Source organism: Methylobacterium soli (assembly GCF_008806385.1).
In the GTDB taxonomy this organism is placed as follows: Bacteria; Pseudomonadota; Alphaproteobacteria; order Rhizobiales; family Beijerinckiaceae; genus Methylobacterium; species Methylobacterium soli.
Genome location: NZ_VZZK01000007.1, coordinates 129,150 through 149,821, shown reverse-complemented (window position 1 = coordinate 149,821; position 20,672 = coordinate 129,150). Strand labels below are relative to the sequence as shown.

16 protein-coding genes are annotated in these 20,672 nt (G+C 72.8%); 13 read left to right on the top strand and 3 right to left on the bottom strand.

Features of this window, described 5'->3' with window-relative positions; genetic code table 11:
• Positions 1-19: 19 nt before the first annotated feature.
• Complete coding sequence (locus tag F6X53_RS32265) at positions 20-187, top strand: hypothetical protein (protein WP_191970755.1); 168 nt, start codon at positions 20-22, stop codon at positions 185-187.
• Between the two features lie 169 nt (positions 188-356).
• On the opposite strand, the gene F6X53_RS08940 is transcribed toward F6X53_RS32265, so the two are convergent.
• Positions 357-734, bottom strand: a complete 378-nt coding sequence (locus tag F6X53_RS08940) for a TonB family protein (protein ID WP_150999629.1) — start codon at positions 732-734, stop codon at positions 357-359.
• Positions 735-1,114: 380 nt separating this feature from the next.
• Between F6X53_RS08940 and F6X53_RS08935 the strand changes: the two genes are divergently transcribed.
• Complete coding sequence (locus F6X53_RS08935; protein WP_238296441.1) at positions 1,115-2,176, top strand: extracellular solute-binding protein; 1,062 nt, start codon at positions 1,115-1,117, stop codon at positions 2,174-2,176.
• A gap of 63 nt (positions 2,177-2,239) precedes the next feature.
• On the opposite strand, the gene F6X53_RS08930 is transcribed toward F6X53_RS08935, so the two are convergent.
• Entirely contained in the window at positions 2,240-2,518 is a 279-nt protein-coding gene (locus tag F6X53_RS08930; RefSeq protein WP_150999627.1) for a hypothetical protein, read from the bottom strand.
• 894 nt (positions 2,519-3,412) lie between these two features.
• Between F6X53_RS08930 and F6X53_RS08925 the strand changes: the two genes are divergently transcribed.
• Positions 3,413-8,278, top strand: coding sequence for an NAD-glutamate dehydrogenase (locus tag F6X53_RS08925; RefSeq protein WP_150999625.1), 4,866 nt, complete (start codon positions 3,413-3,415; stop codon positions 8,276-8,278).
• A 178-nt stretch (positions 8,279-8,456) separates the two neighbouring features.
• On the opposite strand, the gene F6X53_RS08920 is transcribed toward F6X53_RS08925, so the two are convergent.
• Positions 8,457-8,996, bottom strand: a complete 540-nt coding sequence (locus F6X53_RS08920) for a MarR family winged helix-turn-helix transcriptional regulator (protein ID WP_150999623.1) — start codon at positions 8,994-8,996, stop codon at positions 8,457-8,459.
• A gap of 131 nt (positions 8,997-9,127) precedes the next feature.
• Between F6X53_RS08920 and F6X53_RS08915 the strand changes: the two genes are divergently transcribed.
• The 10 genes from F6X53_RS08915 (at position 9,128) to F6X53_RS08870 (ending at position 20,668) form a co-directional block, all read left to right on the top strand.
• The gene (locus F6X53_RS08915; RefSeq protein ID WP_150999622.1) at positions 9,128-10,402 is read left to right on the top strand and encodes an amidohydrolase/deacetylase family metallohydrolase; all 1,275 of its coding nucleotides are present in this window, start codon (positions 9,128-9,130) and stop codon (positions 10,400-10,402) included.
• Complete coding sequence (locus F6X53_RS08910; protein ID WP_150999620.1) at positions 10,402-11,301, top strand: alpha/beta hydrolase; 900 nt, start codon at positions 10,402-10,404, stop codon at positions 11,299-11,301. Before F6X53_RS08915 ends, F6X53_RS08910 begins: the two co-directional genes overlap by 1 nt.
• Positions 11,298-13,697: a xanthine dehydrogenase family protein molybdopterin-binding subunit gene (locus F6X53_RS08905; RefSeq protein WP_150999618.1), complete on the top strand. Its 2,400-nt coding sequence runs from the start codon at positions 11,298-11,300 to the stop codon at positions 13,695-13,697. The genes F6X53_RS08910 and F6X53_RS08905 overlap by 4 nt, the downstream gene beginning before the upstream one ends.
• Positions 13,694-14,581: an FAD binding domain-containing protein gene (locus F6X53_RS08900; protein WP_150999616.1), complete on the top strand. Its 888-nt coding sequence runs from the start codon at positions 13,694-13,696 to the stop codon at positions 14,579-14,581. The genes F6X53_RS08905 and F6X53_RS08900 overlap by 4 nt, the downstream gene beginning before the upstream one ends.
• Entirely contained in the window at positions 14,578-15,825 is a 1,248-nt protein-coding gene (locus F6X53_RS08895) for a xanthine dehydrogenase family Fe-S subunit (RefSeq protein WP_150999614.1), read from the top strand. Before F6X53_RS08900 ends, F6X53_RS08895 begins: the two co-directional genes overlap by 4 nt.
• Positions 15,826-15,948: 123 nt before the next feature.
• On the top strand, positions 15,949-17,106 hold the full coding sequence (locus F6X53_RS08890; protein WP_191970767.1) for an ABC transporter substrate-binding protein: 1,158 nt from the start codon (positions 15,949-15,951) through the stop codon (positions 17,104-17,106).
• Between the two features lie 74 nt (positions 17,107-17,180).
• On the top strand, positions 17,181-18,053 hold the full coding sequence (locus tag F6X53_RS08885) for a branched-chain amino acid ABC transporter permease (protein ID WP_150999611.1): 873 nt from the start codon (positions 17,181-17,183) through the stop codon (positions 18,051-18,053).
• Positions 18,050-19,090: a branched-chain amino acid ABC transporter permease gene (locus tag F6X53_RS08880; protein ID WP_150999609.1), complete on the top strand. Its 1,041-nt coding sequence runs from the start codon at positions 18,050-18,052 to the stop codon at positions 19,088-19,090. The genes F6X53_RS08885 and F6X53_RS08880 overlap by 4 nt, the downstream gene beginning before the upstream one ends.
• Positions 19,087-19,971 (top strand): ABC transporter ATP-binding protein, encoded by an 885-nt coding sequence (locus tag F6X53_RS08875; RefSeq protein ID WP_150999607.1) that lies wholly within the window; start codon positions 19,087-19,089, stop codon positions 19,969-19,971. Before F6X53_RS08880 ends, F6X53_RS08875 begins: the two co-directional genes overlap by 4 nt.
• Positions 19,964-20,668, top strand: coding sequence for an ABC transporter ATP-binding protein (locus F6X53_RS08870; RefSeq protein WP_150999605.1), 705 nt, complete (start codon positions 19,964-19,966; stop codon positions 20,666-20,668). The genes F6X53_RS08875 and F6X53_RS08870 overlap by 8 nt, the downstream gene beginning before the upstream one ends.
• The last annotated feature ends 4 nt before the right edge of the window (positions 20,669-20,672 follow it).

The following is a 20,672-nucleotide window of genomic DNA, read 5'->3' as shown; positions in this document are numbered from 1 at the left end:
CCCACCGGGACCTTCTCCGATGATCACCCTCACCATCGCCGCCCTGATCGCCGTCGCCGCCGTCAACGTCTCGCTGGTCGCCTTCGTGGCCGACCGCCTGACCCCCGCTGAAGGTGTTACCGTCTCGGCCGGCGAGCTCGTCGCCGTCAACGAGAACAGCCCGGCCGAGGTCAAGCTCGCCGCCTGATCCGGGCCGGGCCGGCCCAGCGCCGACCCGCCAGGCTTCCATCCGATCGACGCGCTCCGGAGCGATCCGGGGCGCGTTTTTTCGTGGCGCATCGCGCGTTCGTGCTGCGGTGCAGCAGCGCCCTCACGTCATGGCTGGACTTCGGCTCGACCTTGGGTCGACCCGGCATTCAGGGCTTGCGCGCGAGGCGTAAGGGGAAGCTCAGCTCGGTCACGCCCTCGCGCGTCAGGAGCGTGGGCGGCGGCGGGGTGAAGGGGCTCGCGGCCCGGGCCGCGGAGAGGGCCCGGTCGTCGAGGGCGGTCGAGCCGGAGCTGCGCTCGAGGAAGACCCGGTTCACGAAGCCGTCGGCGGCCACCTGCACCCGGATCATCACGGTGCCGGCGGCCTTCGCGCCGGAGGGGTCGCTCCGGTCACGGTCCGCCCGGTCGATCTTGGTGACGAGGGCCGAGAGCCAGCCCTGCACCTCCGGGGAGAATTGCGCCCGCGCCCCGCCCGACCCGAGGGGAGCCAAGCCGACAATCAGGCCGAGGCTCACGCCGAGAATCATCCTGGGAATCATCCTGGGAATCACCCTGAGAATCCCGCCGCGGAACCTGCCGAGCGTCGTGACGCGGCAGAGCGGGCAGACGAGCGAGCGAAGCGTCATCGCGGCACCTTGATGCGTCCCCCGACCCGCCGAGGCTACGGGCACTTCCTGAACGAACCTAGCGCGCGCGCCCCGGTATCCCGTGCGCCAGGGCACCCGAACGACCGGGACGCGATGTTCGGGCCAAGCGTCGTCACGCTCCAGCGGATGTCCGGCAGGCGTGTAGCAGGCCTGCGGCAGGCTTCCGGCGAACCGCGCCTGGGCTTAGGAAGGCCCGGGGATTTCTGCTAGCCAGCCCGGGGAGCGCCGCCCGCGCGGGGCTCCGGGCGGAGGCGCGTCCGATGACCGGCGGAATGGAGGGAGGGCGACGGCTTCGCGGCCTCCTATGCGCCCTGGCCTGGATCATCTCCGCGGCCGAGATGGCCTGGGCCGGCGCCGGGGCGGCCGGCGAGCGCACCCCGATCACGATCTACACGGCGATCGAGACCGAGCAGATCGCCTGGATCGATGCGGGGCTGCGCCGCGCCCTGCCGGAGGTCGAGCCCCTGTGGATCCGGGGCTCGACGGGCGTCATCACCGACCGGCTCCTCGCCGAGGCGGAACGGCCGCAGGCCGACATCGTCTTCGGGCTCGCGGCCTCCAGCCTCGTCATCCTCAAGCAGGCGGGGCTCCTGGCCGCCTACGAACCGCCGGGCGCCGCGCAGCTCCGCGCGTTCTTCCGGGATCCGACGCCGCCCTATGCCTGGACCGGCATGGACGCCTATCTGGGGGCGATCTGCTTCAACAGCGGCCGGGCCGCCGCGGCGGGGTTGCTGCCTCCGCAACTCTGGCGGGAATTGCTGACGCCCGGGCTCAAGGGGCAGGTCGCGATGCCGAACCCGAACCTGTCGGGGACGGGCTTCCTCCTCGTGGCCGGCTGGCTGCAGAGCATGGGCGAGGCGGCCGGCTGGGCCTACATGGACGCCCTCGACCGGAACGTCTCGGCCTACCTGCCCTCCGGCTCGGCGCCCTGCCACGCCGCCGCGCGGGGCGAGGTCATCGCGGGCCTCTCCTTCGACATGCGGGCGGCCACCGAGAAGGCGAACGGGGCCCCCGTCGACGTCATCGTGCCGGTCGACGGCGTCGGCTGGGAGCAGGAGGCGATCGCCATCCTGCGGACGACGCCCCATCCCGACCTCGCCCGGCGCGTCGTCGACTGGGCGGCCTCGCGCGAGGCCAACGAGATCTACGCGCGCAGCTTCGCGGTCGTCGCCTATCCGGACGTGTCGAGCCCGCTCTCGATCTACCCGCCCCACGCGGAGGCGCGGATGATCCGCAACGACCGCGCCTGGGAGGCGGCCAACCGCGCCCGCATCCTGCGCGAGTGGACGCGCCGCTACGGCGCCAAGGCGCGGCCGGGCTGAGGCGGCCATGTGAGGCGGCCATGTGACGGCGGTCAGGAAGCGGCCATGCCGCGCGCGGGCGCCTCAGGGGCTGATCGCCTCGATATCGCGCAGGCCCGCCCAGGCCTTCCACTGCGCCCAGGCCTCCCCGAGGGCCGCCGCGGCCCCCTCCCGCGAGGGGGCGACCCCGCCGCGGCGGAAGGGCAGCGCCCCGATATCGAGGCTCATGCCCCAGCCCCATTGCTCCGCCGGCGGCGGATCCGGGCAGATGCAGTCGATCCGCCCGACGATGAGGGCCCCGCTCGTGGCGAAGTAGGTCTCGCGCGGATGGTCCTGCAGACGCGTGTAGACGAGTTCCGCCATGCTTCCCGCAAGCTCCTTCCCCTTCCGGACGGCCCGGCAGCATAACCCGGTTGCGGGGGCGGCAGGTCCTTGGCGCGGAGCGGGAATGCGCAGGAGAGCGCGCGTGCGGGGACGATCGGCGGGGCCCGGGAAGGGCGGCCCGAGAGCACGCCGAGCCGATGTGGAGACCGGTTCGGCGCCAGGACGCGCGTCCCATCAAGGCGCGTCACACCAAGGACTTGGAGCGGTTCCCGATGACGACGCGATCGGAAAAACAGGTCTAAAGGCGGGATGCAAGTCTGCGCGAAGAACGCGCCATCCCGATCAGCTCGCGCGCTGTCGGGCAATGGGTCGAGGGATGAAATCGATCGGTCTGCGCGTGGGTGATGACCATGCCCTCAGGCAGGATCGTCAGATCGCCGCGATACCAAGCTTGCGCCAAGCGAAGCAGTCCCGACCATGTTGCCATCATTGCCCCCTGCAAATCAGCAATCCGGAGGCTAGCTTCATTGGGACTACTCCGAAAGATTTCACCGGCGCTGCGTACGATCCCAGACGAACGGCGCCGGGCGCGGGCTCCGGCCGCCGGCGCGGATCGGGCCGCCCCGCGATGACGGCAGGCCGCGCCTGTCACCCGAATGCCGCGCCTCGGGCCACGCCGGCGGGGCGCGGGCTTTTCCACCTCACCCGAATCTGATCTCTGATCGTCATCCCCCGCGCAGCTCGCACGGGCCGCGAGGGGAATGAGGGGCGCAGGCGTAGCGGAGGGTCTTCGCGCGCCGGCGCCCCCGTTCCCGCACCGGTGGCCGGGCGCGGGCCAGTCCGGTGTCGGCGTTCCGTCACGGCAATCTGCCAAGCCGGCAGAGATGCTGCTACGCTGCGAGGCCGGCAGCCCCCCGCGACAGGAGATCGGCGATGACGGTTGAAGCGGCAACGGCCCTGACCTCCCCGGAAGGGAAAGCGGCGCGCACCGGGCTGATCGAGGCCGCGGCCGCCCTCGTCGAGGAGCGGGGGCATCCGGGCGGCTTCGTCCGGGACCTGTACGGGCGCGTCCTGCCCGAGGATCTCGCCCCCTATTCCCCCGAGACGCTGGCCGAGCTGGCGATCGCGGCGCGGCACGACCTCTCGGCCCCGCGCGGCCCCCATGCCGAGGCGGATCTGCGGCTGCGCGACGTCGCGGCGGAGGGGGCCGGGCCCGGCGGACGCCCCCGCGACCTCACGATCCTCGAAGTGATCAACGACAACCGGCCCTTCCTGCTCGATTCGACCCTGGCGGAGCTGGCGAACCAGGGTCTGGCCCCGCTCCTCGTGGCGCACCCGATCTTCGGGGTGGAGCGCGACGCGGAGGGCACGCTCACCCGGGTGGTCGGCGAGACAACGGCGGATGCCCAGGGCGCCTTCCGGCGCGAGAGCTTCCTGCACATCCACCTCGACCGGCTCGACGGCGCGGAGGCGCGGGCGCGCCTCATCGAGGGCCTGACCCGGGTCTACACCGACGTCGCCGTCGCGACCGACGATGCCGAGGCGATGCAGGGGCTCCTCGACGCGATCATCGAGGCCTATCGCGCCGCGCCGCCGCCGCTCCCCGCCGCCGAGGCGCGCGAGGCGCTCGCCTTCCTCGAATGGCTGCGCGACGGGCACTTCACGCTTCTCGGGATGCGCGCGCACGGCCTCGACGGGCAATCGCACCCGATCGTGGGCGACACCGCCCTCGGGCTCCTGCGCGACCCGAAGGTGGAGGTGCTCCGCCTCGGGCGCAGCTTCGTCGACATGACGCCCGAGATCGCCGCCTTCCTGCAGGGGCCCCAGGCGCTCATCGTCACCAAGGCGAGCGCCCGCGCCCGCGTCCACCGGCCGACCCATCTCGATTACATCGAGGTCAAGCTCTACACCGCCGCCGGGGCGCTCTCGGGGGAGATGCGCATCGTCGGCCTGTTCGCCGCCACCGCCTATTCGAGCCCGGCGCGCGAGGTGCCCTACCTGCGCGGCAAGGTGGCGGAGGTCGTCGACCGCGCCGGCCTCGACCCGACGAGCCATGCCGGGCGCACCCTGATCGACGTGCTGGAAACCTACCCGCGCGACGATCTCTTCCAGATCGACGTCGACCGGCTCCACCGCTTCGCCCTCGCGATCATGAACCTCGCCGACCGGCCGCGCATCCGCGTGCTGTCGCGGCCGGACCGGTTCGGCCGCTTCGTCTCGCTCCTCGTCTACGTGCCGAAGGACCGCTACGACTCTGGCGTGCGGGCCCGCATCGGCGCCTATCTGGCGGAGGAATATGGCGGGCGCCTCTCGGCCGCCTACCCGGCCTTCCCCGAGGGCCCGCTGGCGCGCACCCACTTCATCATCGGCTTCGCCGGCAAGGGCCGGCAGGAGCGCGACCCGACGGCCCTGGAGGCCGGCGTCGCGCGCATCGTCCAGACCTGGGGCGACGGCCTGCGCGAGGCGCTCTCCGAGACCCTTCCGGGCCAGAGCGCCCGGGCCCTGGCGGGGCGCTACGCGGACGCCTTCTCGGTGGGCTACCGGGAGACCTTCACCCCCGAGGCGGCGGTGCGCGACATCGCCATCCTGGAGCGCCTGAGCGAGGCCGCTCCCCGCGCGGTCGACCTCGACCGGCGCGACACCGACCGGGACGCGCAGGTTCGCCTCAAGGTCTTCACCCGGGGCGCCGCGCTGCCGCTCTCCGAGCGGGTGCCGGCGCTGGAGAATCTCGGCTTCCGGGTCATCAACGAGCGCACCTACCGGATCGAGCTCGGGGCCGCCGAGACCTGGGTCTGGCTGCACGACATGCTCCTGGAGCGCGCCACCGGCGCGCCGATCGACCTCGCCCGCGCCGAGAAGCCCCTGGAGGCGGCGCTCTTCGCCCTGTCGGAGGGGCGGGCCGAATCCGACGGCTACAACCGCCTGATCCTGGAGGCCGGGCTCGACTGGCGCGACACCGCCCTGATGCGGGCGCTCGGGCGCTACCTGCGCCAGCTGCGCATCCGCTACGGCCAGGATTACCTCGCCGCGACGCTGAGCCGCCACGGGGCGCTCGCCGCCCGCATCGCCGCCCTGTTCCGGGCCCGCTTCGACCCGGCGGCCGAGGGCGACCGCGAGGCCGCGCAGGCCGCGATCCGCGCCGAGATCGAGACCGCTTTGGCCGCAGTCACGAGCCTCGACGAGGACCGGATCCTGCGCCGCTTCGTGAACCTCGTCGAGGCGGCGATCCGCACCAACTTCTACCAGCGCGACGCCGAGGGGCACCCGCGCGAGACGATCTCGTTCAAGTTCGCCTGCGCCCAGGTCTCCGGCATGCCCCTGCCGCGGCCCTTCTTCGAGATCTTCGTCTACGCCCCCCGCGTCGAGGGCCTGCACTTGCGCTACGGCTACGTCGCGCGCGGGGGCCTGCGCTGGTCCGACCGGCCGGAGGATTTTCGCACCGAGATCCTGGGCCTCGTCAAGGCGCAGCAGGTCAAGAACGCCGTGATCGTGCCGGTCGGCGCCAAGGGCGGGTTCTTCCCCAAGCGCCTGCCGCCGGCCTCCGAGCGCGCCGCCTGGCTCGCGGAGGGCACCGAGAGCTACAAGCTCTTCATCCGCACGCTGCTCGAGCTCACCGACAACATCGTGGGCGACGCCATCCTGCCCCCGCCCGACACGGTCCGGCACGACCCGGACGACGCCTACCTGGTGGTCGCCGCCGACAAGGGCACGGCGACCTTCTCGGACATCGCCAACGGCCTTTCCCTGGAGAAGGGCCACTGGCTCGGCGACGCCTTCGCGTCGGGGGGCAGCCAGGGCTACGACCACAAGGGCATGGGCATCACCGCGCGGGGCGCCTGGGAGGCGGTGAAGCGGCATTTCCGCGAGATCGACGTGGACGTGCAGCGCGACCCCGTCACGGTGGTGGGCGTCGGCGACATGTCGGGCGACGTGTTCGGCAACGGCATGCTCCTGTCGCAGAGCCTCAAGCTCGTGGCGGCCTTCGACCACCGCGACATCTTCCTCGATCCCGACCCGGACCCGGCCGCGAGCTTTGCCGAGCGCCGGCGCCTGTTCGGCCTCGGCCGGTCGAGCTGGGGCGATTACGACACCAGCCTGATCGCGCCGGGCGGCGGCGTGTTCTCGCGCAGCCTGAAGACGATCCCGCTCTCGCCCGAGATCCGGGCGGCTCTGGGCATCAGCGCGGCGGAGGCGAGCCCGGCCGAGGTGATGCAGGCGATCCTGCGGGCGCCGGTCGACCTGCTCTGGTTCGGCGGCATCGGCACCTACGTGCGCGCCTCCTCCGAGAGCGACGAGGAGGCGGGCGACCGGGCCAACGACGCGGTGCGCATCACCGGCGCGATGCTGCGCGCCAAGGTCGTGGGGGAGGGCGCCAATCTCGGCCTGACCCAGCGCGGGCGCATCGAGGCCGCCCGCGCCGGCATCCGGCTCAACACCGACGCCATCGACAACTCGGCGGGCGTCAACACCTCCGACGTCGAGGTGAACATCAAGATCGCCCTGATGATCCCGGAGCGCGACGGCCGCCTCGGCGAGACGGCGCGCAACGCGCTCCTGGTCTCGATGACCGACGAGGTCGCCGCCCTCGTCCTGCGCAACAACGAGCTCCAGACCCTCGCCCTCTCCCTGGCGCTGCGCCGCGGCACCGCCGAGACGGGCTTCGCCATGCGGGTGATGCAGGCGCTCGAGGCGGAGGGGCGGCTCGACCGCGCCGTCGAGTTCCTGCCCGACGACGCGACGCTGGGCGAGCGCCTGCGCCGCGGCGAGGGCCTGACCCGGCCGGAATACGCGGTGCTCCTGGCCTATGCCAAGCTCTCGCTCTACGACGCCATCCTGGCGAGCCCGGTGCCGGACGATCCCTATTTCGACCGCGAGCTGCAGCGCTACTTCCCGCAGGCGCTCAAGCGGCAATTCCCCGACGCCGTGAAGGGGCATCGCCTGCGCCGGGAGATCATCGCGACCGCGCTCTCGAACATCATCGTCAACCGGGGCGGGCCCACCCTCGTGACCCGGCTGATGGACGAGACGGGGGCGGATGCCGCCACCATCGCCCGGGCCTACGCGGTGACCCGCGACGCCTTCGGGCTGATGGAGCTGAACCAGGCCATCGACGCCCTCGACGCGGCGATGCCGGACCGGCGCATGCCCGGCCAGGCGCAGCTCGGCCTCTACGCCGAGGTGCAGGACCTGCTGCAGAACCGCATCGTCTGGTTCATCCGCAACCTCGACCTGACCGGGGGCATCGCGCCCACCGTCGCCCGCTACCGCGAGGGCATCGCGGCGGTGCTGGAGGCGCTGCCGCGCATCCTCGATCCGGAGGCGCTCGCCTCCATCGAGGCCCGCCGCGCCGCCCTCGTCGACCAGGGCATGGCCGAGGAGCCGGCCCGGCGCCTCGCCTCGCTCAAGGCGCTGGTCTCGGCCCCCGACATCGTGCGCATCGCCGAGACCGACGGCCACTCGGTGCCGGAGATCGCCGCGACCCACTTCGCCATCGAGCACGCCTTCCGGCTCGACGACCTCGCGGCCGAGGCCCGCCAGGTGCCGGTGAGCGACACCTTCGACCACATCGCCCTCGAGCGGGCGGTGGCGGGCATCTCCACGGCCCATCGCGGGCTGACCGCCGAGGTGGTGGGGGATGTCGGCGCCGGCGCCGAGGCGGTCGCGGCCTGGAGCGCCGCGCGGGGGCCCGCGCTCGCCCGCATCCGCGGCGCGGTCGAGGCCATCGCGGCCTCCGGCCTCACGGTCTCGAAGGCGGTGGTCGCCTCGAGCCTGCTCGCGGATCTCGCCCGGCGCCCCTGAGCGCCGGGCCAAGGCTCGGGCTCAGGCTCGGGCTCAGGCCGGGCGGTCCATCCGCGCCACGTGGTCGGCGATGCCGCCCGCGGTGGTGAGCCAAACCTCGGCGCGGCGGGGCGCGAAATGGTGAGTCGCGGGCCAGCGAGATCGCAAACACGCGAAACCAGCGCCGCGCGCGAAAACATCACGCCAGGAGGTCGGGCGCGCCGAGCCGCTGGGCGTGGACGGCGGTGATCTTTTTCATCAGCCGCACCAGCATCGCCTGCTCGGCCGGCGACAGGGCCGAGACGGTGGCCTCGTGCGCCGCCCGAGCGCCGGCCTCCATCGCGGCGTGGAGCGCGCGGCCCTCCGGCGTCAGGCCGCATTGCTGCGCCCGGCGGTCCGAGACCGAGGTCGCCCGGCGGATATAGCCCCGCGCGGCCAGGCGCTTCAGGGCCCCGGTCGTCGTCGTCCGGTCGAGGGCCACGGCGTTCGCCAGGGTGGTCTGGTCGGCCTCGCCGATCTCCGCCAGCCGCGAGAGCAGGCTGTATTGCAGCGGCGTGATGCGGAATTCGGCACAGAGCTCCGCGAACAGGCTGACGTGGATCTGGTGCAGCCGGCGCGCAAGGAAGCCGGGCCGTTCGGAGAGGGGCCAGGGCGGCGCCCCTGCCGCATCGGCAGGCAGGCCTGCCTGTTTGGCGGCCACCCCGTCCCGCTCGCTCAGCCCGTCGAGCCCATCATCCATCGCCGGCCTCCGCGCAGAGCGTCGAACTCGCTTGGCATGCCACATGCTTAGGGAGATGCGAAGCATACTTCGCTTTTAATCACGGGATCGTGGGGCGGCGCGCCGCGGCTCCCGTCCGATGAGGTGCTGAGATGGACGACACCCGGTACGACCTGCTCCTGCGCGGTGGGCGCGTGATCTGCCCGGCCTCCGGGATCGACGGCGTCAGGGATGTCGCGGTGCGCGACGGGCGCATCGCCGCGGTTGCGCAGACCATCCTGCCCTCGGCCGCCGCCGAGGTGGTCGATGTCGCGGGCAAGCTCGTTCTGCCCGGCCTGATCGACACCCACGCGCATGTCTACCAATACGTCACCGGCCGCTTCGGCCTGAACCCCGACATGGTGGGCGTGCGCTCCGGCGTGACCACGGTGGTGGACCAGGGCGGCCCGTCCTGCATGACCCTGCCGGGCTTCCGCCGCTTCATCGCCGAGGCCTCGGAGACGCGGGTCTACGCCTTCCTGTCCGCCTATCTGGTCGGGGGCCTGGAGGGTCATTTCTACCCGAACCTCTACAGCCCGGACGGGGTCGACGTCGACGCGACGGTGAAGTCGGCCATCGAGAACCGGGATCTCGTGCGCGGCATCAAGGGCCACGCGGAGATCGGGGGCTTCGCCCGCTGGGGCATCAAGGTGATGGAGATGGCCGCCGAGATCAGCCGGCGCTCCGACCTGCCCCTCTACGTGCATTTCGGCCAGCTCTGGGGCCTGCCCGAGAGCGGCGCCAACGGGGAGGACGCCGACACCATCATGGAGCGGGTGATCCCGCTCCTGCGCCCCGGCGACGTGCTGGCCCACCCCTTCACCCGGCATCCGGGCGGCTTCATCAACGAAGAGGGCGTGGTCCACCCCATCATCCGGGCCGCCATGGATGCGGGCCTCAAGGTCGATGTCGGGCACGGCAGCCACTTCTCCTACCGGGTCGCCCGCGCCTCGCTGCCCGCCGGGGTGATCCCCTACACGCTGGGGGCCGACATGCACGGCTACAACACCGAGGTGCCCCAGCCCGCCGGCACGCCCGACGAGCACCACGACGACGAGAACCACCCCTTCCTCGGCCAGGCGCGCTTCAGCCTGACCCAGGCGATGAGCTCGATGATGGCCCTCGGGATCCCCCTCGAACAGGTGGTCCCGATGGTGACCTCGCACCCGGCCGCGATGCTGGGGCTCTCCGACCGGATCGGCGCGCTGACGCCGGGCTTCGCCGCCGACGTCTCGGTGCTGCACGACGATCGCGGCCGCTTCCTCCTGCGCGACAACGAGGACACGCGGGTGATCGCGGACCGGCTGCTGCGCCCGGCCTTCTGCCTGCGGGCCGGCCGGCGCTTCGACGCCGATTCGCCGATCCTGCCGCAGGCGATCGCGGCCTGATGGCGTCCGGGACGGCTCCCTCCGCCGCGTCGGGCTTCGTCCTCGGCGCTCCCGGGCCCGCCGACCCGCGGGCCGCCTGGGCCGAACTCGACCACGCGGCGCGGGGCGCCTGCTACGACAACAACGCCGCCGTCCCGGACAGCGCCACCCAGATCGCGGCCCGCAACGCGGCCTCGGCCGCCTACTGGGCTGCGCACGCGAGCGGCCTCGATATCCCCTACGCGGCGGGCGCGCGCACCGCCTTCGATCTCTATCCGGCGGCGGACCCATCCGCCCCCTGCCTCGTCTTCGTCCATGGCGGCTACTGGCAGCGCAACGCGCGGGCTGACTTTGCCTGCTTCGCGGCGGGGCTGAACACCGCCGGCTGGTCGGTGGCGATGCCGGGCTACACCCTGGCGCCCGAGGCGCGCCTCGCCGGTATCGTCGCCGAGATCGGCGCCGCCCTCGACTGGCTCGCCGCGCACGGCCCCGCGCGCGGGATCGACGGACCCGTCATCCTCTCCGGCTGGTCGGCCGGCGCACAGCTCGCCGCGCTCCATCTCGGCCACGCCTCCGTGAGCGGGGTGCTGGCGATCTCGGGCGTCTACGACCTCGCCCCGATCCGCGAGACCGTCCTGAACGAGGCGCTGAACCTGACCGACGCGGAGATCGCCGGGCTCTCGCCCCTGCGGCTTCCGGTCGTGCAAAAGCCCATGACGATCGCCTACGGCAGCGGCGAGTTGCCCGCCCTCGTCCACGATGCGCGCAACCTCCACGCGCTCCGCAGCGCCGCGCATGCCCCGGGCGCCCTGCTGCCGGTGGCGGGCGCCGACCACTTCTCGATCCTCAACGCGTTCCTGCGGCCCGACGGCCTCCTCGTGCGCGCCGCCCGCGATCTCCTCGAAGGGGCTTCCCGATGAGCGACACGATTCCGCCGGACGGCGTCCTCGCCGAGGGCGTCGGCGCGCGCCTGCCCCGCAAGGAGGACGACCGCCTGATGCGCGGGCGCGGCCAATATGTCGGCGACCTCCGCCTGCCCGGCCTGCAGGACGTCGCCTTCGTGCGCAGCCCCCTCGCCCATGCCCGCATCCGGGCGATCCACGTGCCGGAGGCCTACCGCGACCGCGTCTTCACCGCGGCCGATCTCGACGGCGTCGAGCCGATCCGGGCGGTCTCGGGCCTGCCCGGCTTCAAGGTCTCGGAGCAGCCGGTCCTGGCCACCGGCAAGGTCCGGCAGGTGGGCGAGCTCGTGGCCTTCTGCCTCGCCCCGAGCCGGGCCGAGGCCGAGGACATCGCGGCCTCGATCGTTCTCGACCTCGAGGAGCTGCCGGCCGTCCACGACATGCTGGCGGCCCGCACGCCGGGCTCCGCCCTCGTGCACGAGCATTGGGGGGACAACGTCTTCCTGGAAACCCTCGTCGACGTGAACATCGGGGCCGCCCTCGACGCCCCGATCCGGGTCACGCGCACGATCTCCACCGGCCGCCAATGCATGGCGCCGATCGAGGGGCGCGGCACGGTCGTCCATCTCGATCACCGCCTCGACCAGCTCGTGGTCCACACCGCGAGCCAGATGCCGCACATCGTGCGCAACGGCCTCTCGGAATGCCTGCGGATCGAGCAGGGCCGCATCCGCATCGTCTCGCCCGATGTCGGGGGCGGCTTCGGCTACAAGGCGATCCTGCTCGCCGAGGAGATCTGCCTCGGCTGGCTGGCGCTCCGCTGCGGCCACCCGGTGCGCTGGCTCGAGGACCGGCGCGAGCACCTCACCGCCAACGCCAATTGCCGCGAGCACCATTACCGCATCACGGCCTATGCCGAGCGCGACGGGCGCCTGCGCGGCATCGATTGCGAGGCGACCGTCGATTCCGGCGCCTACTCGGCCTACCCGTTCTCGGCCTGCCTGGAGGCCGCGCAGGTGGCCAGCATCCTGCCCGGCCCCTACGATTTCCCGTCCTATCGCTGCCGCACCTGGTCGGTGGCGACGAACAAATGCCCGATCCTGCCCTATCGCGGGGTCGCCCGCACGGGCGTCTGCTTCGCCCTCGAACTCGTCCTCGACGCCGTCGCGGCCGAGGCCGGCCTCGAACCCTGGATCGTGCGTGAGAAAAACCTCGTGCGCCCGGAGCGGATGCCCTTCGACAACATCACGAACAAGCATTTCGACAGCGGCGACTACCCGCAGGCGCTGGCCCGGGTGCTCGCGGCCATCGACGTCGCGGCTTTGCGCGCCCGCCAGCAGGCCGGGGAGCCGGACGGGCGCCGGATCGGCCTCGGCCTCTCGATCTATTGCGAGCAGGCCGCGCACGGCACCTCGGTCTATTCCGGCTGGGGCATCCCGATGGTGCCGGGCCACGAGCAGGCCGGCGCCCGGCTCACCCCCGATGGCGGCCTCGAATTGCGGATCGGCGCCCACTCGCACGGGCAGGGGCTGGAGACGACGCTCGCCCAGGTCGCCCACGAGATCCTCGGCGTGCCGGTGGCGCGCACCCGCCTCGTCCACGGCGACACCGCGATGACCCCCTACTCGACGGGCTCCTGGGGCTCGCGCGTGATGGTGATGGCCGGCGGCGCGGTCGCGGCCGCCTGCAACGCCCTGCGCGACCGGGCGCTGCGGATCGGCGCCCACCTGCTCCAGGTCGATCCCGCCGCCTGCCGCTTCGAGGCGGGCCGGGTGATCGGCCCGGCCGGCGACGTCTCGCTCTCCGAGATCGCCCGCACCTGGTACCGGCGCCCGCAGGACCTCGCGCCGGACGTGGATCCGGGGGGCCTCGAGGTCACGGCCGGCTACAAGCCGCAGCGCGATTCCGGCACCTTCTCGTACGCGGCGCACGCCGCGCTCGTCGCCGTCGACCCCGATCTCGGGGCGGTCGAGATCCTCGATTACTGCATTGTCGAGGATGGGGGCGTCCTGGTGAACCCCCTCGTGGTCGACGGGCAGATCTATGGCGGCCTCGCGCAGGGGATCGGCACGGCGCTCTACGAGGAGATGACCTTCGACGGGCGCGGCCAGCCGCTGGCCTCGACCTTCGCCGACTACCTCCTGCCCGGCGCCGCCGAGGTGCCGGAGCCCCGCATCGAGCACATGGAGACGCCCTCGCCCTACACGCAGTTCGGCGTGAAGGGGATCGGGGAGGGCGGTGCCATCGCGCCGCCGGCCGCCATCGCCAACGCCATCAACGACGCCCTGCGGCCGCTCGGCGTCGAGATGCGGCATTCCCCCGTGAGCCCGCGCCGCATCGTCGAGGCGGTGCTGGCCGCGCGCGCGTCAGGCACGGCGGACAAGGCCGGCGCCGTGAAGCGGGAGGCCGCATGAAGCCCGCCCCCTTCGCCTTCGAGCGCCCCCGCGACCTCGCCGCGCTCCTCGACCGCCTCGCAGAGGTCGAGGGTGCGGTGAAGCTGATCGCCGGCGGGCAGTCGCTCGGCCCGATGCTGAACCTGCGCCTCGTCGAGCCGGGACTCGTGATCGACATCACGGGCATCCCGGAGCTGCGCCAGGCGCGCCTCGACGGGGACAGCCTGGTGCTCGGGGCCTGCGTCACGCACGCGGATATCGAGGACGGGCGGGTGCCGGACGTGACCGGCGGCGCCATGGCGCGGGTCGCCTCGGCCATCGCCTACCGGCCGGTGCGCAACCGCGGCACGGTCGGGGGCAGCCTCGTCCACGCCGACCCCGCCGCCGACTGGGTCACGGCCTTGACGGCCCTGGGCGCCGAGGTCGAGATCGCGGGCCGGTCCGGGCGCCGCCGCCTCGCCCTGGAGGATTTCGTCACCGGCGCCCTCGACGTGGCGCTCGAGCCCGGCGAGATCCTGGCCGCCGTGCGGATCCCCGCCCTGCCGCCCTCGGCCGCCTGGGGCTACGTCAAGCACTGCGCCAAGCTCGGCGAGTTCGCCCACGCGATCGGGGCGGTGCGCCTCGAGCCCGGCGCGGGCACGGGCCGCGCCGTGATCGGGGCGATCGAGCGGGCGCCGCTGCTCTTCGCCGATGCCCGCCCGCTCTTCGGCGGCCGGATCGGGGCGGATTTCGCCGGGCGCTTCGACGCCGCCGCCGCCGACGCCGCGCTCCGCTCCGCCGGCATGGCCGACCCGGTCGACCGGCACGTCCACGTCACCGTGCTGGCCCGCGCCGTGGCGCAGGCCGCCCGGCCCGCCGCGCATCCCGCCCCCGTCACCTCCCAACGCCTGATCGAGGCCGCATGAGCGCGCTGATGGCCGACCCGAGCCGCGACCAGAGGATGCCCGTGGGGCTGACGGTGAACGGCCGCCAGATCCGCGCCCGCGTCGAGCCGCGCACGCATCTGGGCGACCTCGTTCGGGACAGCCTCGATCTCACCGGCACGCATCTCGGCTGCGAGCACGGAATCTGCGGCGCCTGCACGATCCTCCTCGACGGCGAGCCGGCGCGGGCCTGCCTCACCTTCGCGGGGGCCTGCGAGGGCGCCAGCGTGACCACGATCGAGGGGCTCGACGACGACGAGATCGCGGGGGAGCTCCGCGCCGCCTTCAACCGCGAGCACGCCCTCCAGTGCGGCTACTGCACCCCCGGCATGCTGGTGGCCGCCCGCGACCTCGTCCTGCGCCTGCCCGAGCCGGACGAGCGGCGCATCCGCGCCGGGCTCTCGGGCAATCTCTGCCGCTGCACCGGCTATGTCGGCATCGTGCGGGCGGTGCGCGGCGTCATCGCGGACCGGCGCGCCCGCGGCATCCCGGCCGGAGGGCAGGGGGGCGAGCGCGGCGACGAGCGGGGCGGTGACAAGCGTGGTCTCGGCCCGGTCGGCGCCCGGATCGGCACGGCCGCCACGGCCGCGGCGCGCACGCCGCTCGCCCAGCCTGTGCAGGCCAGCGCGCCGGCGGCCGCCCCTGTCCGGGCCGAGATCGCGCCGGATTTCCGGCCCGCCCAGAGCTTCGCGCAGGATTTCAGCGTGTCGCACCCGCCCGAGGCCGTCTTCGCCCTGTTCGGCGACGTCGCGGCGGTGGCGGCCTGCCTGCCCGGCGCCGTGCTGAGCGGCGCCCCCTCCTCGGACCGGGTCGAGGGCGGCCTCGAGGTCCGGATCGGCCCGATCAGCGCCCTGTTCCGGGGCCGCGCCCGCATCGAGCGGGACGAGGCCGCCCGCTCCGGCCGCATCCTGGGCGCCGGCAGCGACGCGGGCGGGCGCTCCACCACCGAGGGCGAGATCCGCTACCGGGTCGGCCCCGGCACGGTCCCCGGCACGGCCAAGGTCGAACTCGCGGTCGGCTACACCCTGAAGGGCCCGCTCGCCCAGTTCGGCCGCCCCGGCCTCGTGCGCGACCTCGCCGGCCGCCTCACCGCCGAATTCGCCCGCAACCTCGAGGCGCGCCTCGCCGGCAAGCCGGCGCCCGAGGCCGCGCCCGGTCTCAACCCCCTGCGCCTCCTCCTCGACCTGCTGCGCGCCCGCTGGGCCGCCTGGCGCGGGCGCAGCTGACACCCGCCCTCCCGATCCCCGATCCCCGCTTCCCCGATCCCCGCTTCCCCGATCCCCGCTTCCTCTGCCCCGTTCCAGGCCCCGGAGACGACCCAGATGCGCAAGCCCACTTTGTACCCGGCGATGATGTCCTCGCTCGCGCTGGCGCTGACGCTGGCCTCCGGGCCGGCCCGCGCCGATGCCGGAGCCAGCGGAGCCGGCCCGATCCGGATCGGCGTCAACGAGCCGCTGACCGGCCCCTTCGCGGCCTCGGGCACCTACGTGGTCAACGGCGCCAAGATCGCCGCCGACGAGATCAACGCCCAGGGCGGCGTGCTCGGCCGCAAGATCGAGCTCGTCATCGAGGACAACAAGAGCAACCCGACCGAGGCGGCCGCGGTCGCCGAGAAGCTGATCACCAGCGACAAGACCCCGGTGATGATGGGGGCCTGGGGCTCCAGCCTGACCCTCGCGGTGATGCCCAAGCTCGCCGATTACGAGACCCCGATGCTGGTCGAGACATCCTCGTCGGGCAAGATCACCACCACGGGCAATCCCTACGTCTTCCGCATCTCGCCCCCCTCGGCCCTGGAGGCAGAAGCCTTCGCCCCGATGGTCGGGAAGATCGGCCTGAAGAAGGTCGATTTCATCGTCATCAACAACGATTGGGGCCGGGGCGCCGCGGCGGATTTCACCAAGATGCTCAAGGACAAGGGCGTCGCGGTCGGGCTCGTCGAGACCATGGACCAGGGCGCGCAGGACATGAGCGCCCAGCTCTCGAAGCTGAAGGGCTCCGACGCCGACACCATCATGATCACGGCCGCCGTCGACCAGCTGACGCTGCTGTTCAAGCAGATGTCGGCGCTCGGCCTGAAGAAGCGGATCATCACCACCGGCGGCTCGCAGAACCCCGACCAGATCATCGCCCAGGCCGGCGGGGCCGCCGACGGCACCCTGCACCTCACCACCTTCCTGCCCTGGTACCCGGACCGGACCCCGAACCCGAAGGCGACCACCTACTTCATCGAGGAGTGGAAGAAGCGCGGCTTCCAGTTCGCCGGGGTCACCGAGAGCTTCCGCGGCTACGACGGCATCCGCACCATCGCGCAGGCCATCGCGAAGGCGGGCTCCACGGAGGCCGCCCAGATCAAGGCCGCCTTCTGGGCCGTCGATTTCACCGGGCTCAATGGCCAGATCCGCTTCGCCAAGTCCGGCCCGGCCGGGCGCGAGAGCGGCCAGAGCAAGCCCGACGTCTACCTGATCCGGATCGAGAGCGGCCGGGTGGTGATGCCCGAGCTCTGAGACCGACCGTGACGTCCGGCCGCGCCAGCCCGGCGCGGCCGGCTCCCTCCTCCGGATGAGCGAGCGCGCGCCGCATGGACCAGCTGCTCCAGCACCTCGTCAACACCCTGATCCTCGGGGGCACCTACGCCCTCCTGGGGATCGGGCTGACCCTGATCTTCGGGATCATGAACGTCGTGAACTTCACCCACGGCGCCCTCTACACGATGGGCGCCTACCTGATGTATCTCGCCGTGACGGCGCTCGGGCTCGGCTTCTTCCTGGCCCTGCCCGCCGCGATCCTGGGAGGGCTTCTCCTCGGGGCCGTGATCGAGTTCGTGCTCCTGCGCCCCCTGCGGGGCTCGGACATCGACACCACCATGCTGGTGATGATCGGGGCCGGCATCGTGCTGCAATCGGGCACGCTCTGGATCTTCGGGGGCGTCGCCAAATCGGTCCCGACGCCGTTCCCAGACGCGCCGCTCCATCTCGGGCCGGTCTCGGTCTCGTGGCTGCGCCTGTTCGTGCTCGGGGCGGCTCTGGCGCTGATCGGCCTCACCTACGCGCTGATCAACCGGACCCGGCTCGGGCTCGCCATGCGGGCGACGTTCCAGGACCACGACACGGCGGCCCTGATGGGCGTCAACGTGCGGCTGATCTACACCGCCACCTTCGCGATCGGCTCGAGCCTCGCGGCCGCCGCCGGCGCGCTCCTGGGGCCCGTCTACGTGGTGTTCCCGCAGATGGGGGGCCTGGCCGAGCTGAAGGCCTTCGCGATCGTGATCCTGGGCGGGCTCGGCAACATCACGGGGGCGGCGATCGGCGGCTTCATCCTGGCGCTCGCGGAGGAACTCGGCGCCGGCTACATCTCCTCGGGCTACCGGGACGCGATGGGCTTCCTCATCATCATCGCGGTGCTGGTGTTCCGGCCGACCGGCCTGTTCGCCCGGGCGGAGCGCATCGGATGACCCGGCTCCTCCCCCTCGCCCTGCTCGCCGGGCTGGCCCTCCTGCCGCTCGGGCTCGACGCCAACCCCTACCTGCTCAACGCCCTGATCACGACGGGCATCCTCACCATCGGGGCCATGAGCCTCAACCTGCTCCTCGGCTTCACCGGGCAGCTCAGCCTCGGCCACATCGCCTTCTTCGGCATCGGCGCCTATGTCAGCGCCCTGACGAGCCTCGGCTTCGAGGTGGAGCTCGGCTTCGGCATCCGGGTCGTGCACGAGCCCTGGCCGGCTGCCCTCGGCTTCCTCCTGGCCGTCGTCGCGGCGGGCCTCTGCGGCTGGCTGATCGGGCGGCTCTCCTTCCGGGTGCGCGGCGCCTATTTCGTCATCGTGACGATTTCCTTCGCGGAGGTGGTGCGGCTCGTGGCCCTCAACTGGGTGGAGCTGACCCAGGGCCCGCTGGCGCTCACCGGCATCCCGGCCCTCACCCTCGGCCTGCCGGGGCTCGGCAGCTGGACCCTGCGCACCAAGGTGCAGAACTACTACCTCGTGCTCGCGGTCGGCACGCTCTGCTACCTCATGATCGCCCGCCTCGTCGGCTCGCGCTTCGGCCGCGCCATGCGGGGCCTCAAGGAGAACGAGTCCCTGGCGCTCTCGGTGGGGATCAACGCCACCCGCACCCTCACGGTGGCGGCGGTGATCTCGGCCGCGATGGCGGGGGCGGCGGGCAGCCTCTACGCGCATTACCTGCGCATCATCGACCCCGACGTGTTCCTGTTCGCCACCACCGTCACCATGGTGATCATGGTGGTGGGCGGCGGCAAGGGCACCCTGATGGGCCCGGTGGTCGGCGGCCTCGTCTTCGGGCTCCTCCCCGTCGCCCTGCGCCCCGTGATGGCGCCCGAGGCCCAGTGGATCGTCTTCGGCCTCGTCCTCATCGCCATCCTGTTCGTGATGCCCCGCGGCCTCGTGCCGGGACTGGCCGGGCTCCTCACGCCCCGCCGCCGCGGGGAGGCCCCGACGGGGTCCGCCATCCAGCCGGTGGAGGTTCGTTCATGACGTCGTCCGCGCCCGAATCCCCGATCCTCTCGGTCGAGCATGTGGGGGTGCGCTTCGGCGGCCTCGTCGCCATCGCGGACCTGCATTTCGACGTGCGTCCCGGCGAGATCGTCAGCCTGATCGGCCCGAACGGGGCCGGAAAGACCACGGCCTTCAACGTGATGACGGGCTTCCTCCGGCCGAGCCAGGGGGTCGTGCGCTTCCGCGGCACGGCGCTGACCGGCCTTCAGCCCCACGAGATCGTGCGGCTCGGCCTGTCCCGCACCTTCCAGCGCACCAGCGTCTTCCCGGACGACACCGTCTTCGACAACGTGATGATCGGCCTGCACCGCCGCACCCGCTCCCGCCTCGTCGACACCCTGCTGGGCCGCGACCGCGCCGCGGAGCGGCGCCTGCGCGCCGAGGCGCGCGACCTCCTCGACCGGGTCGGCCTGACCGCGCGGGCCGACGAGAAGGCCGGCGCCCTCGCCTACGGCGAGCAGCGCCTCGTCGGGGTCGCGCTGGCGCTCGCCACCGAGCCCGCGATGCTGCTCCTCGACGAGCCGGTCTCCGGCATGAACGCCTCCGAGACCCGGGTCTTCGTGCGCCTGATCCGCGCGATCCGCGCGCGCGGCGTCACGATCCTGCTCGTCGAGCACGACATGCCGATGGTGATGGAGGTCTCCGACCGCATCGCCGTCCTGAATTACGGCCGCCTCATCGCGCAGGGCGCACCGGCGGAAATCCGCAGCGACCCGGCGGTGATCGAGGCCTATCTGGGCCAGGGCAGCGCCGCGCGCGAGGCCGCCATGCGGGCGGCCTCGGTGCCGACTCCCGTGCCGGCCCCAATGCCGGTGCCGGCCACCCCGGAAACCGCCGTCGCGGAGGCGAGCCATGCTTGAGATCCGGGACCTCGTCTGCGGCTACGGCCACGTCACGGCCCTCAAGGGCCTCTCGATCCGGGTCGAGGCCGGCCAACTCGTGGCGCTGGTCGGCGCCAACGGGGCCGGCAAGTCGACGACCCTGCGGGCGATCTCCGGGCTGGTGCCGCCCCGCTCCGGCACCATCACCTTCGAGGGCCGCGACATCACCGGGGCCGAGCCGCGCCGGGTGCTCGGCCACGGCATCGCCCATTGCCCCGAGGGGCGGCGGGTCTTTCCGCAGATGAGCGTCGCCGAGAATCTCGCGCTCGGCGCCTATCGCCGCCGCGACGGCGCCGGCATCGCCGCCGACCTCGCCCATGTCTACGGCGAGTTCCCGCGCCTCGCCGAGCGCCGCCACCAGGCGGCCGGCACCCTGTCGGGGGGCGAGCAGCAGATGCTGGCGATCGGCCGGGCGCTGATGTCGCGCCCCAAGCTCGTGCTGTTCGACGAGCCCTCCCTGGGCCTTGCCCCGAACATCGTGGAGCGGATGTTCTCGGTGATCCGCACGATCTGCGACGCCGGCACCACCGTGCTCCTCGTGGAGCAGAACGCGTTCGCGGCCCTCGAACTCTGCGACCACGCCTACCTGCTGGAGACCGGCCGCATCGTGCGCGCGGGCTCCGGGGCGGCGCTGATCGCCGACCCGCATGTCCGGGAAGCGTATCTGGGCGGCTAGGGTC

Excerpts from the sequence above, each read along its gene's own strand:
- F6X53_RS32265 (WP_191970755.1), top strand. The coding sequence starts at position 20 with ATGATCACCCTCACCATCGCCGCCCTGATCGCCGTCGCCGCCGTCAAC.
- F6X53_RS08940 (WP_150999629.1), bottom strand. The coding sequence starts at position 734 with ATGATTCTCGGCGTGAGCCTCGGCCTGATTGTCGGCTTGGCTCCCCTC.
- F6X53_RS08935 (WP_238296441.1), top strand. The coding sequence starts at position 1,115 with ATGACCGGCGGAATGGAGGGAGGGCGACGGCTTCGCGGCCTCCTATGC.
- F6X53_RS08930 (WP_150999627.1), bottom strand. The coding sequence starts at position 2,518 with ATGGCGGAACTCGTCTACACGCGTCTGCAGGACCATCCGCGCGAGACC.
- F6X53_RS08925 (WP_150999625.1), top strand. The coding sequence starts at position 3,413 with ATGACGGTTGAAGCGGCAACGGCCCTGACCTCCCCGGAAGGGAAAGCG.
- F6X53_RS08920 (WP_150999623.1), bottom strand. The coding sequence starts at position 8,996 with ATGGATGATGGGCTCGACGGGCTGAGCGAGCGGGACGGGGTGGCCGCC.
- F6X53_RS08915 (WP_150999622.1), top strand. The coding sequence starts at position 9,128 with ATGGACGACACCCGGTACGACCTGCTCCTGCGCGGTGGGCGCGTGATC.
- F6X53_RS08910 (WP_150999620.1), top strand. The coding sequence starts at position 10,402 with ATGGCGTCCGGGACGGCTCCCTCCGCCGCGTCGGGCTTCGTCCTCGGC.
- F6X53_RS08905 (WP_150999618.1), top strand. The coding sequence starts at position 11,298 with ATGAGCGACACGATTCCGCCGGACGGCGTCCTCGCCGAGGGCGTCGGC.
- F6X53_RS08900 (WP_150999616.1), top strand. The coding sequence starts at position 13,694 with ATGAAGCCCGCCCCCTTCGCCTTCGAGCGCCCCCGCGACCTCGCCGCG.
- F6X53_RS08895 (WP_150999614.1), top strand. The coding sequence starts at position 14,578 with ATGAGCGCGCTGATGGCCGACCCGAGCCGCGACCAGAGGATGCCCGTG.
- F6X53_RS08890 (WP_191970767.1), top strand. The coding sequence starts at position 15,949 with ATGATGTCCTCGCTCGCGCTGGCGCTGACGCTGGCCTCCGGGCCGGCC.
- F6X53_RS08885 (WP_150999611.1), top strand. The coding sequence starts at position 17,181 with ATGGACCAGCTGCTCCAGCACCTCGTCAACACCCTGATCCTCGGGGGC.
- F6X53_RS08880 (WP_150999609.1), top strand. The coding sequence starts at position 18,050 with ATGACCCGGCTCCTCCCCCTCGCCCTGCTCGCCGGGCTGGCCCTCCTG.
- F6X53_RS08875 (WP_150999607.1), top strand. The coding sequence starts at position 19,087 with ATGACGTCGTCCGCGCCCGAATCCCCGATCCTCTCGGTCGAGCATGTG.
- F6X53_RS08870 (WP_150999605.1), top strand. The coding sequence starts at position 19,964 with ATGCTTGAGATCCGGGACCTCGTCTGCGGCTACGGCCACGTCACGGCC.